The following is a 16431-nucleotide window of genomic DNA, read 5'->3' as shown; positions in this document are numbered from 1 at the left end:
TATAACTTAAAAAATAGATTTTATGAAAACTAGAAAATTTTTATCCATTGCATTATTTACAGTAGTATTAGGAGCAACTTCATTCGCTCAAAAAACAGTTATGGTTGGTGGAGCTGCTATGTATCCATCTAAAAATATTGTTGAGAATGCTGTTAATTCAAAAGATCATACAACTTTAGTTGCGGCAGTAACAGCAGCCGGATTAGTTGAAACATTACAAAGTAAAGGACCATTCACCGTTTTTGCCCCAACAAATGCCGCGTTTGACAAATTGCCTGCTGGAACTGTAACCACATTATTAAAACCAGAAAACTTAAAAACATTGCAAACAATCCTTACTTATCATGTTGTAGCAGGAAAAATGAACGCTTCGGATATAGCAAAAGCTATTAAAATGGGTAATGGAAAAGCTACAATGAAAACAGTAAGTGGTGGAACTTTGACAGCTTGGATGCAAGGAAAAGATTTATACATTACAGATGAGAATATGAATAAAGCTAAGGTAACAATTGCAGATGTTAATCAATCAAATGGTGTGATTCACGTGATAGATGCTGTAGTATTGCCTAAACAATAATTTTTGGATTAGAGGTTGATATTTTGTTAGTCTTAAGAGCCCTGCAACTTGCGGGGCTTTTTTGTATAAAAAAAATCCCAAATCTAAAATTTAGAATTGGGATTTTATAGTATGTAAAAAGAGCTATTATCGTAAGCTGGCTCCAAGTTCAGTTTCAAAATTATTTTGCAGTTTGCTCATAATTTTATCAATTTGCGTATCGGTCAGAGTTTTAGAACTGTCTTGAATAGTAAAACTTAGCGCGTATGATTTTTTGCCTTCAGGAAGATTTTTCCCTTCATATACATCAAATAAATTAATGTCTTTTAAGAGTGCTTTCTCTGTTTGGCGTGCAATATTGTAAATGCTGTCATAGGTTACGTTTTGATCAATTAGCAACGCTAAATCTCTACGAACTTCAGGGTATTTAGGAATCTCAGTATATTTTATCTTGGTAGAAATCAATTTCAAAATCAAAGCCCAGTTAAAATCTGCAAAAAATACTTCTTGTTTGATTCCGAAATGTTTTAATATTGATTTTTTAACTACTCCTAATTCTACCAGTATTTCGGTTCCAACGCTAATAGCAATCCCTTCAGAAAATACATCCGAAGTTACAGGTACATTTTGTATTTTTTGAATGCCTAATCTGGAAAGGATTCCATTCACATATCCTTTGAATAAAAAGAAATCAGATGGTTTTTGAGCGCTAGTCCAATTTTCTTGATTTCTATTTCCGGAAAGGAATAAAGTCAAATGCTTTTTCTCTTCGTAACCGGCAAGATAGTTATGGTACGTTTTTCCAAATTCAAATAATTTCAAATCAGCATTTTTGCGATTGATATTATATGAGATTGCTTCTAGTCCGGAAAACAACAAAGATTGACGCATGGTAGCTAAATCAGCACTTAACGGATTTAACATTGTCACATTGTTTGCTGGATTCAAAACTTCTGAAAGTTCAACATAAGACGCAGTAGTCAATGAGTTTGCCATCATTTCATTAAATCCTTGAGAATTTAATTGCGTAGCAATCACATTTTGTATTTTGTAATCTTCGTTTCTTGGAGAATTAGAAACCGTGGCATTTAGTTTTTTAGAAAAATCAATATTGTTGTATCCATATACTCTCAATATTTCTTCAATAACATCTATTTCTCTTTGAACGTCAACACGGTAAGAAGGAATAGTCAATCCTAATCCTGCATCTGAAACGCTGTTTACCTTAATGTCCAATGAAACTAATATTTTCTTAATAGTGTCTTTCGGTAATTCCTGTCCAATAATTTTAGCTACTTTACTGAAGTTTAAAAACACAGAAAAGTCTTCAATTTTCTTTGGGTACACATTAACAACATCTGATGTTATTTCTCCGCCGGCAACCTCTTGAATCAATAAAGCAGCACGTTTCAATGCGTATTCAGTGATAGTCGGGTCAATTCCTCTTTCAAAACGGAAAGAAGCATCAGTGTTTAATTGATGTCTTTTGGCTGTTTTACGAATGCTTACCGGATTGAAATAAGCACTTTCTAAAAATATAGAATTGGTACTTTCTGAAACTCCAGATTTTTTTCCGCCAAAAACTCCTGCAATACACAAAGGTCCTTTTTCGTCACAAATCATTAAATCCTCTTCGTGTAAAGTTCTTTCAATATCGTCAAGTGTAGTAAATTTTGTTCCCGCAGGAAGTGTTTGAACTACTATTTTACCGTTAACTTTTGAAGCGTCAAAGGCGTGAAGCGGCTGACCTAATTCGTGCAAAACGTAATTAGTTACATCGACAATATTGTTTTTTGGATTCAATCCAATAGCTTTCAATCTGTTTTGCAACCAAGCTGGTGAAGGTTTTACTTCAATGCCAGAAATTGTCACTCCGCAATATCTTGGAGCTAGTTTAGGTTCTTTTACGTCAATATCAATTTTCAAAGTTCTTTTATCCACTCTGAAATTGCTCACTGATGGTGTAATCAATTCTACGTTTACACCGCTTTGCAACATTCCTGCTCTCAAATCACGTGCAGTCCCTAAATGACTCATTGCATCGGCACGATTGGGTGTTAAACCAATTTCGAAAACTTCGTCATTTTCAATTTTGAAAACCGTTGCAGCAGGAGTTCCAGGCATTAATGCATCGTCCAATATCATAATTCCATCATGGCTTTCACCAAGACCTAATTCATCTTCGGCACAAATCATTCCGTGACTTTCCTGTCCCCGAATTTTTCCTTTTTTGATTGAAAAAGCAACCCCTTCCTTATCGTATAATGTAGTTCCAATTGTGGCGACTGGTACTTTTTGTCCCGCAGCAACATTACTGGCACCGCAAACAATCTGTACAGGAACGCCATTTCCTAAATCTACGGTAGTTATTTTTAATCTGTCGGCATCCGGATGTTGGATACAAGTAAGAACATGTCCCACAACAATGCCTTCTAATCCGCCTTTTACCGATTGGTATTTGTCAACAATTTCTACTTCCAGACCTAAATCGGTAAGTAGTGCTGCAGTTTCTTCGGATTTCCAGTCTATTTTAATGAATTGTTTTAACCAGTTGTAAGATATTTTCATCTGTCAATTTTAATGAGAATGCAAATATAAGGATTGCAGTTTGGAGAAAGAAACAATTTTTTTGGTTTTTTATAACTGATTTGGTGTATTAAGTAAGAATTTAAAATAAGAATTCAATACTATTAGTTGTAAATAAATATGAATTAAATAATAAATTTAGGTTAAAAAAACAAATATGAAAATTTAATGCTATTAGTTGAATGAATTGTGCTATTCTAAGAATAAGGATGAAGGTATATTTGATAAAACATAAAAAGATAACGACATGGATAACGTGGTAAAAAGACCTGATTTTAAGGCAACATATGATAATTATATAGGTGGCAAATTTGTTGCTCCAATTGGTGGGCAGTATTTTGACGTGGTTTCTCCGGTTGACGGGAAAGTATTTACAAGAGCTGCGCATTCCACTAAAGTAGATTTAGATTTAGCTGTTGATACTGCGTATGAAGCTTTCCAGACATGGGGAAAAACATCTGTTACAGAACGTAGTAATCTATTGAATAAAATTGCTCAGGTTATGGAAGATAACCTCGAATATCTTGCAACTGTGGAAACTATTGACAACGGAAAAGCCATTCGTGAAACTTTAGCTGCCGATATGCCTTTGGCAATTGATCACTTCAGATATTTTGCAAGTGTAATCCGTGCTGAGGAAAGTTCCATCGCCGAATTGGATTCCCAAACTGTTTCTATCGCTTTAAGCGAACCTTTGGGAGTAATTGCTCAAATTATTCCTTGGAATTTTCCTATTTTAATGGCTGTTTGGAAACTAGCTCCAGCATTAGCTGCAGGAAATACCGTGGTTTTAAAGCCAGCAGAAAGTACGCCAATCTCCATTATGGTTTTGATGGAATTGATTGGTGATATTTTGCCTCCAGGAGTTATAAATATTGTTAATGGTTTTGGTGCTGAACTTGGAAGAGCTTTGGTAACCAATAAAAAAGTGTCAAAAGCTGCTTTTACTGGTTCTACAACAACCGGTCGTTTAGTGATGCAATATGCTACCGAAAATATTATTCCGGTTACTTTAGAACTTGGAGGAAAATCCCCAAATATTTTCATGAAGTCCGTTGGTGATGCTGATGATGATTTCTTTGACAAAGCAATTGAAGGTGCGGTAATGTTTGCTTTGAATCAAGGAGAAATTTGTACTTGTCCATCCAGATTATTAGTTCACGAAGATATTTATGATAAATTCATCGCAAGAGTAATTGAAAGAACAGCCGCAATCAAATTAGGAAATCCTTTAGACAGAACCACTATGATGGGAGCACAGGCTTCTTTGGTTCAAAAAGAAAAAATTCTGACTTATATTAAATTAGGAAAAGAAGAAGGTGCTGAAGTTTTAATTGGAGGCGAAGAAAATCATTTGGACGGAAATTTAGCAGGAGGTTATTATATCAAACCAACTCTTTTCAAAGGACACAATAAAATGCGTATTTTTCAAGAAGAGATTTTTGGACCGGTTTTAGCAGTTACCACTTTCAAAACTACTGAAGAGGCTATTGCTATTGCAAATGATACGATGTATGGTTTGGGAGCCGGACTTTGGACACGTGATGCACACGAAATTTATCAGGTTCCAAGAGCGATTCAAGCAGGTCGTGTTTGGATTAATCAGTACCATTCTTATCCTGCGGGAGCTCCTTTTGGAGGTTATAAACAATCAGGTATTGGTCGTGAAAACCATAAAATGATGCTTGGACACTATCGTCAGACAAAAAACATGCTGATTTCTTATGACAAAAAGAAATTAGGTTTCTTTTAGTTAATTACTGATTATTGGTTAATCATAAACCTGGCAGATTCTATAATTTGTCAGGTTTTATTTTAAATTTAAAAAAGATGATAAAAAGAATTGATGCCACAGAAAAAGCAATAGAATTAATCAAGATCCTAAAGGAAAAATACGGTGATTTGATGTTCTATCAAGCAGGAGGATGTTGCGAGGGAACGCAGCCACAATGTTTTGAAAAAGGCGGATTTTATCAGCGAATGGGTGATGTATGTATTGGTACAATCGAAGGAACTGAATTTTGGGTTGACAAAGATTTATTCGAATATTGGAAACATGCTCATTTTACTTTGGATGTAATTGATGCGTTTGGGGTGGGAGGATTTTCCTTAGAAACGCCATTGAAAAAAACATTCCGAATTGAATATAGAATTTTTACTCCAGAAGAAGAATTATCGCTTGAGCCAGTGACATTTATTGAATAATCTAGTTTACGTACAGTAATTGATATTGTTTTGGGGTAATTCCTTCATGTTTTTTAAACAAACGAATGAAGTAATTACAATCTTCAAATCCTGATAAATAACAAACCTCATTGATTTGTATCGAAGGGTTTTTCAGCAACTGTTTGGCGCATTTCATTTTTTCGCTAATCACAAATTCTATAGGGCTCATGCCCAATTCTCTTTTGAAAAAACGATAGAAAGATGTTGTGCTCATACACGCTTTCTCACTCAAGTGTTTCATACTGATATTTTCCTTCAAATTCAATCGGATGAATTCTACTACTTGTATAATGGGATTTTTTGGATCAGCAAATAAACCGTCATCTATTGCTTTTGCAGTTTGTGTCTGAATAATTCGAATTAATAATTCCTGCAAAGTCAAATCGGCTAAAGCATCTTTAGTAATTGACGTGCTCATGCATTCTTTAATCAATTTATTAATCGTCGTTGCCAATTCCACATTGTTGTAAAAGAAATAATTTTGGTAATTCAATTGCCAGAATTGGTCTTTTCCTTCTTTTGGGTAGCGTTCGTTTAAAAACTGTAAAGTATCGGTAATTTTAGTTTGGTCTATCGCCAAAGCCAAACACTGTGTAGGATTATTTTTTGAAGCTTCCGGAAAATCGATTTTCATTTCCACATTAGAAGGAATCACGACGGTTTCACCCGGTAAATAGACAAAACTTGGATCGTCAAAAAGATGCATTATTTTTTTGCCTCGCAACATGCTTGTAACGACCAAATCATTGAATTTCAAAGGAACTAATGCCGAAGATTCATACGTTTCAAAAAGGTTCAGTTCACAATGGTTTAAAGAGTAAACGGTTCTGTTTTCAACTAATGTTTTTAACGATTTCTCGTTTGATAAATGCGGTGGATTTATAAAAGCGCGGTTACTATTCATAGTTTTAAACTTTAAAAAGGCAAAGCTTAAATTTAATGAAAATAATTAGAACCGGAACACTGTTTAACAAAATTTAAATTAATTCTTCCACATGTTTTTTGATGTTCTCCGCAATTTTATGAGTTGGTAAATCATTCTCATCGCTTCCAAAAGGATCTTCAATTTCCTCAGCAATTAGCTCTAAACTTGCCAAAACATAAAAAATAAATACCACAACAGGAACAACATAATAACCCAAACTAAAAGAATATCCAAAAGGCAGTGTCATGACATAAAAGAAGATGAATTTTTTAAGGAAAGCACTGTAGGAGTAGGGAATAGGCGTGTTTTTGATTCGTTCGCAAGCACCACAAATATCAGTAAATGATTTTACTTCTTCGTTTAAAATAATCAGTTGATCACCGGTTATTTTTTTGGAATCGTATAAATCATTAATCTTCTGAAATAACATTTTAGCGACTTGATTGGGTTTGTGTTTGTGATGATCTATTTCTAAATCAACATCTTCAAACAATTGTTTGCTGGTATCATTATCATTCAAATGTTTATGCAAAATGGAAGCATAACCAGGAATCATTTTTCGAAAGTATTTACGATCTTTTTCATCATGCAATATTGCAGATAATTTAATGGCAAAATTACGACTGTTGTTTACTAAAGCACCCCACATTTTGCGTCCTTCCCACCAACGGTCATAGGCAGTATTGGTTCTGAAAACAAGCAATAATGAAATCACGAAACCAAGCATTCCGTGCATGATTGTGATATTCTTTACATAACTGTTGTCAGCTAATTTCCAATATTCAACCTCTAAATAACCGATAATTCCAGAATAAATTCCAATAGCGAGCATTATTGGCATTAATGTTCTAAAAGTGTCCGCTTTGTGGAAACGAAAAATAAAAGTAAACCAGTCTTTTGTATTATATGAAACCATTTAAGATACTATTTTTAGCAAAAGTAAATTAAAAATTAAGATTTCCTGCTAATTCTCGAAGCGCAATTTCAGATAATTTTCCTTGAAATTGTGCATTGCTGTAACGCACTTTGGCATTCACATAATTCAATTGAGCGGTTCTGAATTCTAAAGTAGTTATCGTCCCAATTCTGAATTTGTCTAAAGTAATATTTAGATTTTGTTTCGCAATCGATTCATTTTTTTCTTCTAAAGCAATCAATTCTAAATTAGTTAAATACGTTTGATAGGAAGTAGCTAATTGTGAGTTTAAAGCTAAATTTTGCTGCTCTATATTTAATTTAGAATTTTCAATTTGAATCTTGGCAATTTTTTCATTTCGGTGCTGTGCAAAACCGTCAAATATATTCAAGGAAGCACTAAAACCATAGTTCAAACCTCTGGATTGTGCTTGTGCCACAAACCCAAGACTCGATTGACTTTCTGAAAAATTGTAAGCGGTATTCACTCGAACAGTAGGATAACGTGCCGCTTTAATTTGTTTTAATTCTAATTCGGCTACTCTTTTATTGATAATCTGGGCTTCTAATTGTGGGTTTTGTTTTTTAGCTAAGGCAGTAAGTTCCGGCAGTAATAATAATCCATCTACTTGAAGTTGATCAATTACTTTGAAATCAGTGGCAACATCTCTGGCCAATAGTTGGTTTAATAAAATCTTGCTATTAGCATACAATTCTTTTTGTCTTAACAATGCAACCTGATCGGTATTCAAATCTACTTGAGCATTCAAAACTTCTAATTTAGAGGCTTTTCCAATGGTAAATCTGTTTTGTGCCAAAGTCAATCGCTGGTTTGAAATAACAATTGTCGAATCCAAAGCGGCCAATTGCTGCTGTTGCTGAACTAAATTGTAATATGCTGCATTCACGTCGCTGATTCGTGTGATTACAGTCAGTTTTAATTGTGCTTCACCTAATTTTTGCAATTCTTTCAACTGATCCAGTCTGGCAAACATTCGCATTCCATCAAAAATAGTCCAATCCAATCCGACACCATACGTCAAACTATTGTTTTTGGCATTGTCTAATTCGGTTTCTGTTCCGTCCTGACGCGTTTGTGAACTATTCTGAATGCTGTTGTTATCCACAACTGTTGCAGTAACTGTGGGCAACATTCCTGCATTTCCAATAGCTACGTTTGTTTTTTCAATGGTTAAATTGTTGGTGGCAATTTTTATTTCGTAATTGTTTTCCAATGCAATTTTTACTGCGCTTTCCAATGTCAAAACTTCTTGCGCATTGGTTTTAACTACACAAAATACGAGTAGTATAAAGCTTTGAAATAGTATTTTAGTATGTGTCATAATTATATTTTTTAGCCACGAATCAATGAATTTTATATAAAAAATTCTGATAAATCTATTTAATTCGCGTCATCAGCGTTCCATTCAAATTATTTAACTTCTTTTTCATATTCTTCAATATGATCAAACTCAGGATAATGTTTTCTGGCTTTAGACCACATTAAATACATTGCTGGAATAACGAATAACGTTAAAACCAAAGAGAAAATAGTTCCTCCAACAATTACAACACCCATCCCAATTCTACTGGTTGAAGCTGCTCCAAGCGACATTGCAATTGGTAAAGCTCCTAATGAAATGGCCAAACTTGTCATTAAAATAGGTCGTAATCTCGCTTCCGAAGCTTCTAAAATGGCCTCCATTTTCGGTTTTCCTTGTTCTCGAAGCTGGTTTGCAAATTCGACAATTAAGATTCCGTTCTTGGTTACCAGACCAATAAGCATTACAGTTCCAATTTGACTGAAAATATTCCAAGTCTGGTCAAACAACCATAATGAGAATAACGCTCCTGCAACAGCCATTGGAACGGTCAAAATAATGATAAAAGGATCAATAAAGCTTTCAAATTGTGCCGCTAAAATCAAAAATATTAATACTAAAGCCAATCCAAATGCAAAAGCAGTATTCGAACTACTTTCAACAAAATCTCTTGATTCTCCACCTAAATCGGTGGTAAATGTATCGTCAAGAACTTTAGCTTTAATTTCGTTCATCGCATCAATTCCATCGCTGATACTTTTGCCTGGAGCAAGACCTGCAGAAACAGTTGCAGCCATGTAACGATTGTTGTGGTACAATTGTGGCGGATTACTTTTTTCTTCAATAGTTACCACATTGTCCATTTGGATTAATTGTCCCAAATTATTTTTGACATACATTGATGTTAAATCCAATGGTTTCGAACGGTCTTTTTGGTCAAATTGACCAATAACCTGATACTGTTTTCCATTTCTCATGAAATAACCAAAACGTTGTCCGCTCAAGGAAAGCTGTAAGGTTTGTGCAATATCAATAACTGAAATTCCTAAACTTTCAGCTTTTTCTCTGTCAATGGTTACATTAACTTCTGGTTTGTTGAATTTTAAATTGACATCACTAACCGCAAAAGTTGGGTTTTTAGCTACTTCATCCATAAAAACAGGAATTTTTTCTTCCAGTTTTTTAAAGTTTGGCGCTTGTATGATGTATTGAATCGGCAATCCACCGCGTCTGTTTACAGCAATTGTTGGTTGCTCAATTACGGATGTTTTTGCATCTGGATATTGTTTGGTCCATTTGGTTAATTTCTCTGCAATTTCTTTTTGAGAATCTTTTCTTTCATCAGGTTGAACCAATGATACCCGAATAAAACCACTATTTACGGATGAAGATCCAAAACCAGGAGACGTAATAACTAAGGCTACTTTTTTACCGGGAATCGAGTCATCTACTAATTGAGATACTTCTTGCATAAAGCGATCGGTATATTCATAAGAAGAGCCTTCGGGAGTAGACATACGCAATACGAAACCACTACGGTCATCATAAGGTGCGGTTTCTTTTTGCAAAAGGTTGAAAAACAAATAAATTAATCCAAAACAAGCAATCAAAATAGGGAAACTCAACCATTTTTTCTTCATAAAACGGTCTAATGCACTGGCGTAACCACTGTTTAGTTTTTGGAAATAAGGTTCTGTACGAATGTAGAATTTTGATTTTTTTTGTTCGCCGCCTTTCATCAAATAGGCGTTTAGCATTGGTGTTAATGTCAACGATACAAAAGCCGAAATCAATACCGCAGCACCTATGACGACGCCAAATTCCCTAAACAATCGCCCGACAAATCCTTCGAGGAAAATCACGGGAAGAAATACCGCTGCCAAGGTTATCGAAATCGAAATTACCGCAAAGAATATTTCGTTAGATCCTTTGATGGCTGCCTCGATAGGCGTCATTCCTTCTTCTACTTTTTTGAAAATATTCTCGGTGACTACAATTCCGTCATCGACCACCAATCCTGTTGCCAAAACGATAGCCAATAAAGTCAATACATTTATGGAAAACCCGAAAAGCCACATGATAAAGAAAGTAGCAATTAAGGAAACAGGAATATCAATCAATGGTCTAAAAGCAATTGCCCAATCCCTAAAGAATAAATAGATAATCAAAATCACCAGAATTATTGAAATTCCCAATGTTTCAGCTACTTCAATAACTGATTTTTTCACAAAAATAGTATTGTCAATGGCAATATTAAGTTTAATATCCTTTGGTAAATCCTTTTTTAAACGTTCGAATTCTTTATAGAAAGCAGTAGAAATATCCAAATAATTAGCTCCTGGAAGTGGTACGATAGCAACACCAACTAAAGGCGTACCTGATTGCGTCATTTTGGTTTCCGTATTTTCTGGTCCAAGACTTGCTAATCCCACATCGCTAAAACGAACTACTTTTTCCCCTTCGGTACGAATAATAATATTGTTAAATTCTTCAGCTGTAGAAAGGTTTCCCACTGTTTTTACCGTTAATTCGGTATTGTCTCCCGTTAGTTTTCCAGAAGGTAATTCTACATTTTGTTTGTTCAATGCATCTCTCACTTCAGAAACGGTGCAACCATAAGCAGCCAGTTTTATGGGATCAATCCACAAACGCATTGCGTATCTTTTTTGTCCCCAAATTTGGACACCACTCACACCGGGAATCGTTTCTAGACGTTGTGAAATTACATTTTCGGCGTAATCGCTTAATTCTAATGCGTTTCTCGTATCACTTTGAACTGTCATTGAAATAATCGCCTCACCATTGGCATCAGCCTTAGAAACTACTGGTGGAGAGTCGATATCTTGTGGAAGGTTTCTAACCGCTTGAGAAACTTTATCTCGTACATCATTTGCAGCTTCTTCCAGATCTTTGTCCAGATTAAACTCGATGGTGATGTTACTGCTTCCTTGCGCACTCGAAGAAGTCACGTTTCTTATCCCATCAATGGAATTGATTGCTTTTTCTAACGGTTCTGTAATTTGTGACTCAATAATATCAGCATTTGCGCCGGCATATCGAGTACTGATGGAAACTTGTGCAGGATCAATCGATGGAAATTCTCGAACGCCCAGGAAGGTATAGCCAATTATTCCAAACAATACGATGGATAAATTGATTACTATTGTAAATACGGGTCTTCTAATACTTGTTGTAGATAAACTCATTTAGATTTTAGATTTTTGATTGCTGATTTTAGATTGTAGATGGCTCTGAAGGAATCTAATATCTCAATCTATTTAATTTTAACGGTCACCGGAGTTTCATTTTTTAGAGACATAACACCACTGGTAATAATGGTATCACCCGCTTTCAAACCAGAAAGCACTAAAATAGAAGCATCCGTTCTTGTGGCAGTTTCTATCATCACTTCTTTGGCTTGACCATTGCTGGAGATGAAAACTTTTTTACCGTTTTGCACCGGAATAATAGCTTCTGTAGGTACAACGATGGCATCTTTTATGATGTCCAAAGGCAATTCGACATCAGCAAATGTTCCCGGTAATAATTTTCCGTTTTTATTTTCGGCAATCGCACGAACTTGTAATGTTCTGGTCGCTACGGCAACTTCTGGCTCAATAGCATATACTTTAGCGGTATACTTTTCAGTAGAACCCGAAACGGTAAAACTGATATAGGTATTCGTTTTTACTTGACTGGCGTATTTTTCAGGGATTGAAAAAGTGATTTTTAGTTTTCCTGTATTTACTAGTTTCGCCACCAAAATTGTAGGTGTAATGTAGGTTCCTGGCGAAATAGAACGCAATCCGATTCTTCCTGAGAATGGGGCTCTAACCGATGTTTTTGCAATTTGTGCTTTTATCAACTGACTTTGCGCTTGTGCAGATTTTAAATCGGCTCTGGCCAAATCATATTCTTCCTGACTGATGGCTTCTTTTTGTAATAACAATTTAGCTCTTCTTTCGTTTTCCGAAGCCAATCCTTCTCTGGTAGACGTTTGTCTCAATTGTGCTCTTAATTCTAAATCATTTACTTTAAAAAGTACTTGTCCTTTGCTCACATTGCTTCCTTCCTGAAAATAAATAGCCTCCACAATTCCAGAAACTTCACTACGAATTTCTACTTGTTCGTTGGCTTCAATTGAACCCGAAAGGGATAAATTATTGTCAAAAGTTTGTGGGATTGCCACAATTCCGTTAACGCTCATGGATTTGCCTTTTCCTTTTTGATCTTTCGAATCGGCATTTTTATTTTTGTTTTCTGTGATTCGGTAGCCAATAAATCCAATGATTCCAATGGTCAACAAGGCATAAACTAGGTATTTGATTTTCATAGGTATAGAGTAATGTAGGATTAGGTTTCAGTAATTTTAGTTAAAAACAAATTTAGGTTTTAGAAATGGCAATTATGATCTTGTTAATTTTTATTTAACGTTTGTACATACAAATATTAACATTTAGAAAATACAAGATTTACAAATCATTGCAAGCAATAACAACCTCTAATTAGTAGAGACTGCTAAAAATGAAAATGGTTTAATCAAGAATTGAAAAAAGAACCCTTTTTTAAGAAAATAAATTTAGTAGCGTAATTTTAAACAGATAAAAAATGCACATCACGTATTGAATTAACTAATATAATTCCAGATATTTTTCTTTTTGGTCATTTCGATAAAAACAGCTCTTAAAGCAGCATGTTCCGGTTTTTGCATGCTCGCATCTTCTTTAAGTAGTTTCAAAGCATAATTTCTGGCTAATGCCAAAGTGTCTCTGTCTCGAACCAAATCGGCAATTTGAAGATTAAGTACGCCACTTTGTTGGGTTCCCATTAAATCTCCCGGACCGCGAAGTTTAAGATCGACTTCGGCAATTTCGAAACCATCGTTCGTTTGCACCATTGTTTCCATTCGGGTTTTACTGTCAGAACTCAATTTATGGCTCGTCATCAGGATGCAATAACTTTGTTCCGCACCACGACCCACGCGACCGCGAAGCTGATGCAGTTGTGATAATCCAAAACGTTCCGCACTTTCGATAATCATCACACTGGCGTTAGGAACATTCACGCCAACTTCAATTACGGTTGTAGCTACCATAATATTGGTTTTTCCTTCCGAAAAGCGTTTCATTTCGGCATCTTTATCCGCCGGTTTCATCTTTCCGTGAAGTATGGAAATTGAATATTGCGGCAACGGAAAATCTCGGGAAATACTTTCGTAACCGTCCATCAAATCCTTGAAATCCATTTTCTCCGATTCCTGAATCAGCGGATACACAATATAGATCTGGCGACCCAAAGCGATTTCGTCCCGAAGGAATTTCCAAACCTTCAATCTGTTGCTGTCAAAACGGTGTACGGTCTGAATCGGTTTTCGTCCCGGAGGCAATTCATCAATTACTGAAATGTCTAAATCGCCATACAAACTCATCGCCAAAGTTCGAGGAATAGGCGTGGCAGTCATCACCAAAACGTGTGGCGGAATCACATTTTTCTTCCACAATTTAGAGCGTTGTTCTACGCCAAAACGATGTTGTTCATCAATTACAGCTAGCCCTAAATTTTTAAATTTTACTTTGTCTTCCAGTAAAGCATGCGTTCCGATGAGAATGTGTAACGTGCCGTTTTCCAGTTCTTCATGGATAATTCTGCGTTGTGCTATTTTGGTGGAACCCGTTAGGATTCTAATGTTTATATTTAGAGTTTCTGCTAATTCAGATAAACCAATAAAATGTTGGTTAGCCAATATTTCGGTGGGCGCCATCAAGCACGCTTGAAATCCATTATCAAGTGCCAAGAGCATGCTCATAAAAGCCACAATGGTTTTCCCTGAACCTACATCGCCTTGCAACAAACGGTTCATTTGGGCGTTGCTTCCCATGTCGGTTCGTATTTCTTTGATAACTCTTTTTTGGGCATTGGTCAGTTGAAAAGGCAAATGATTCTGATAAAAATCATTGAAATATTCACCCACAGTCGCAAACGGATGCCCTTTTATTTTATGTTTCCTAATCAGATTTTTAGTGATTAATTGCAGTTGAATAAAGAACAATTCTTCGAATATTAATCGGAATTTGGCTTTCGCCAAAACGTCTGCACTTTTTGGAAAATGAATGTTAAATAAAGCTGCTTTTTTAGGAATTAGCTTCAGTTCGTTGATTAAATAATCTGGTAAAGTTTCCGTAAACAATGCTTGCGTTTCAAGAAACAATTGTTGCATCAGTTTATTAATCACTCGGTTTGAAATCCCACGATTGGTTAAGGTTTCTGTCGAAGGATAAACGGGTTGCATCGCCGAACGCAGACTTTGTTCGTGTTCGCTCATCAGTTCGATTTCCGGATGTGCCATATTGAACGCATTCCCGAAAGACGTGCATTTTCCGAAAATCACACAGATTTCATTCAGCTTCAAACTCTCTCGAATCCATTTGTGACCTTGAAACCAAACGAGTTCCATTTGTCCTGTATCATCCACAAAAGTCGCCACCAATCGTTTTTGATTTCGTCCAAATTCAACGGTTTTTATGTTGATGATTTTACCGATAATCTGAACCTCGGCAATGTTGTTTTGCAGTTCGTTAATCTTGTAATACCGTGTTCTGTCTATGTATCTGTTTGGAAAAAAATTAACCAAATCCTGATACTTATAAATTCCCAATTCCTTACGCAGCAATTCGCCCCGATTGGGTCCAACGCCTTTGAGGTATTCAATGGGAGTGAGTAGGAGGTTGCTCATTTAGTTTTTTTTGGACACGGATGAAACGGATTTGCTTCTCTCGACTTCGCTCGAGATGGCAAAACGCAGATTAAAACGGATTTTTAATTCGATGGAGCGAAGATAGTTTTTTGTTTGGAAATTTGGAAATGGGAATGTTTGGAAATAGCGTAGGAAAATATGTATATTTGAAAAAAAAAGAATAAAAATAAAAATTCTAAAATCATATGAAATATAAAATTCAATACTTGTTACTACTTTTAACTATTGTAGGAATAAATTTCAATTTAAATGCCCAATCGCCAAAAATAACTATTGAAAGAACTGTTAATTCTGATAATAGTATTGTTTTGAGTTATAAAAAGGAAGAACCGGGTAGTTATTTTATTTATTTAAATTTTTCAAATGTTACAAATAGCTACGTTTCGAATTATAAAACCGTTATCGATGGTCATTCAGGCAATTTACTTACACTTAAGCCATCAAATAACAAGCAATCAGTAGGTTATGCATTACAGTATTATGTAATATTTGGTAAACCTAATCCAAAAGTCGACAGCTTGTTTCATTATGTTTTACCTTTTAAGAAAGGGAAAAAACATAATATTATTGAAGCTTCAAATTTAGGTGAAAAATATTTTGACCAAGTAAAACCTAAAAATTGGAAATCTTATGTAATCAATTCTACAACGCCAGATACAATTTGTAGTATGAGAAAAGGAATTGTCGTTAAAATTGATAATCAATATCAAAATTCTTCACGAGATATGATTTATACGAGCAAAAGAAATTCTATAACTGTAGAACATTCAGATGGAACAATAGCGATGTACAATGGATTTAAAAAAAATCTAATATTTGTAAAATTAGGTCAAACTGTCTATCCACAAACTGAATTAGGAGTAATAGATGAGTTTAATTCAAATGTTTACAGAGCAGATATTTCTATAGCTTTTTTATCTGATAAAAGTTTTAACTCTATTACTATGCAATCTTTGCAGAATTACAAAAGCAAGTATGAATTTGTAACTCCATATTTTGTAACTGAAAAGGGTGTAGAAAAATTAGTTTCCAATACAGAATATACGTCTGTTTGTAATGAAATAGTATTTTCAGAGGAATTAAGTCGATCCGAAAAGAAAAAATATCTTAAAGATCCAGCTTTATTTAAATAAAAACAAAAACATAC

The 16431-nt window shown here is 35.0% G+C and carries 11 protein-coding genes; 4 read left to right on the top strand and 7 right to left on the bottom strand.

The genetic code is table 11. The annotated features are described in order from the left end of the window. Window positions 1-22: 22 nt before the first annotated feature. On the top strand, window positions 23-577 hold the full coding sequence (locus C8C87_RS07125) for a fasciclin domain-containing protein (protein WP_099715439.1): 555 nt from the start codon (window positions 23-25) through the stop codon (window positions 575-577). 126 nt (window positions 578-703) lie between these two features. Here the strand turns inward: C8C87_RS07125 and pheT are convergent, their stop codons facing one another. After that, a complete protein-coding gene (gene pheT / locus C8C87_RS07120) occupies window positions 704-3124 on the bottom strand; it encodes a phenylalanine--tRNA ligase subunit beta (protein ID WP_121342102.1) in 2421 nt (806 codons plus the stop codon). A 265-nt stretch (window positions 3125-3389) separates the two neighbouring features. Between pheT and C8C87_RS07115 the strand changes: the two genes are divergently transcribed. After that, window positions 3390-4895, top strand: coding sequence for an aldehyde dehydrogenase family protein (locus tag C8C87_RS07115; protein WP_121342101.1), 1506 nt, complete (start codon window positions 3390-3392; stop codon window positions 4893-4895). Between the two features lie 77 nt (window positions 4896-4972). Then, complete coding sequence (locus C8C87_RS07110) at window positions 4973-5347, top strand: DUF779 domain-containing protein (RefSeq protein ID WP_121342100.1); 375 nt, start codon at window positions 4973-4975, stop codon at window positions 5345-5347. Between the two features lies 1 nt (window position 5348). Here the strand turns inward: C8C87_RS07110 and C8C87_RS07105 are convergent, their stop codons facing one another. From C8C87_RS07105 to recG, 6 genes are all read right to left on the bottom strand, one after another. Further along, a complete protein-coding gene (locus C8C87_RS07105; protein ID WP_121342099.1) occupies window positions 5349-6272 on the bottom strand; it encodes an AraC family transcriptional regulator in 924 nt (307 codons plus the stop codon). A 73-nt stretch (window positions 6273-6345) separates the two neighbouring features. Beyond that, entirely contained in the window at window positions 6346-7209 is an 864-nt protein-coding gene (locus tag C8C87_RS07100) for a bestrophin family protein (RefSeq protein ID WP_099715443.1), read from the bottom strand. 28 nt (window positions 7210-7237) lie between these two features. Beyond that, window positions 7238-8551, bottom strand: coding sequence for a TolC family protein (locus tag C8C87_RS07095; RefSeq protein WP_121342098.1), 1314 nt, complete (start codon window positions 8549-8551; stop codon window positions 7238-7240). A gap of 89 nt (window positions 8552-8640) precedes the next feature. Next, entirely contained in the window at window positions 8641-11736 is a 3096-nt protein-coding gene (locus C8C87_RS07090; RefSeq protein ID WP_099715445.1) for an efflux RND transporter permease subunit, read from the bottom strand. 68 nt (window positions 11737-11804) lie between these two features. Continuing rightward, the gene (locus C8C87_RS07085; protein ID WP_121342097.1) at window positions 11805-12863 is read right to left on the bottom strand and encodes an efflux RND transporter periplasmic adaptor subunit; all 1059 of its coding nucleotides are present in this window, start codon (window positions 12861-12863) and stop codon (window positions 11805-11807) included. A gap of 294 nt (window positions 12864-13157) precedes the next feature. Continuing rightward, a complete protein-coding gene (gene recG / locus C8C87_RS07080) occupies window positions 13158-15263 on the bottom strand; it encodes an ATP-dependent DNA helicase RecG (protein ID WP_121342096.1) in 2106 nt (701 codons plus the stop codon). 206 nt (window positions 15264-15469) lie between these two features. Here recG and C8C87_RS07075 point away from each other — a divergent pair, with 206 nt between their 5' ends. Further along, window positions 15470-16417 (top strand): hypothetical protein, encoded by a 948-nt coding sequence (locus tag C8C87_RS07075; protein ID WP_121342095.1) that lies wholly within the window; start codon window positions 15470-15472, stop codon window positions 16415-16417. The last annotated feature ends 14 nt before the right edge of the window (window positions 16418-16431 follow it).

Origin of the sequence: Flavobacterium sp. 120 (assembly GCF_003633605.1) — a bacterium.
In the GTDB taxonomy this organism is placed as follows: domain Bacteria; phylum Bacteroidota; class Bacteroidia; order Flavobacteriales; family Flavobacteriaceae; genus Flavobacterium; species Flavobacterium algoritolerans.
The sequence above is the reverse complement of the archived record's forward strand: the minus strand, read 5'-3'. Positions and strand labels throughout refer to the sequence as shown.

What these genes read in the sequence shown, in the direction of transcription:
- C8C87_RS07110 (WP_121342100.1), top strand. Translation starts at nt 4,973, where the DNA reads ATGATAAAAAGAATTGATGCCACAGAAAAAGCAATAGAATTAATCAAG.
- C8C87_RS07115 (WP_121342101.1), top strand. Translation starts at nt 3,390, where the DNA reads ATGGATAACGTGGTAAAAAGACCTGATTTTAAGGCAACATATGATAAT.
- C8C87_RS07100 (WP_099715443.1), bottom strand. Translation starts at nt 7,209, where the DNA reads ATGGTTTCATATAATACAAAAGACTGGTTTACTTTTATTTTTCGTTTC.
- C8C87_RS07125 (WP_099715439.1), top strand. Translation starts at nt 23, where the DNA reads ATGAAAACTAGAAAATTTTTATCCATTGCATTATTTACAGTAGTATTA.
- C8C87_RS07105 (WP_121342099.1), bottom strand. Translation starts at nt 6,272, where the DNA reads ATGAATAGTAACCGCGCTTTTATAAATCCACCGCATTTATCAAACGAG.
- recG (WP_121342096.1), bottom strand. Translation starts at nt 15,263, where the DNA reads ATGAGCAACCTCCTACTCACTCCCATTGAATACCTCAAAGGCGTTGGA.
- C8C87_RS07095 (WP_121342098.1), bottom strand. Translation starts at nt 8,551, where the DNA reads ATGACACATACTAAAATACTATTTCAAAGCTTTATACTACTCGTATTT.
- pheT (WP_121342102.1), bottom strand. Translation starts at nt 3,124, where the DNA reads ATGAAAATATCTTACAACTGGTTAAAACAATTCATTAAAATAGACTGG.
- C8C87_RS07090 (WP_099715445.1), bottom strand. Translation starts at nt 11,736, where the DNA reads ATGAGTTTATCTACAACAAGTATTAGAAGACCCGTATTTACAATAGTA.
- C8C87_RS07075 (WP_121342095.1), top strand. Translation starts at nt 15,470, where the DNA reads ATGAAATATAAAATTCAATACTTGTTACTACTTTTAACTATTGTAGGA.
- C8C87_RS07085 (WP_121342097.1), bottom strand. Translation starts at nt 12,863, where the DNA reads ATGAAAATCAAATACCTAGTTTATGCCTTGTTGACCATTGGAATCATT.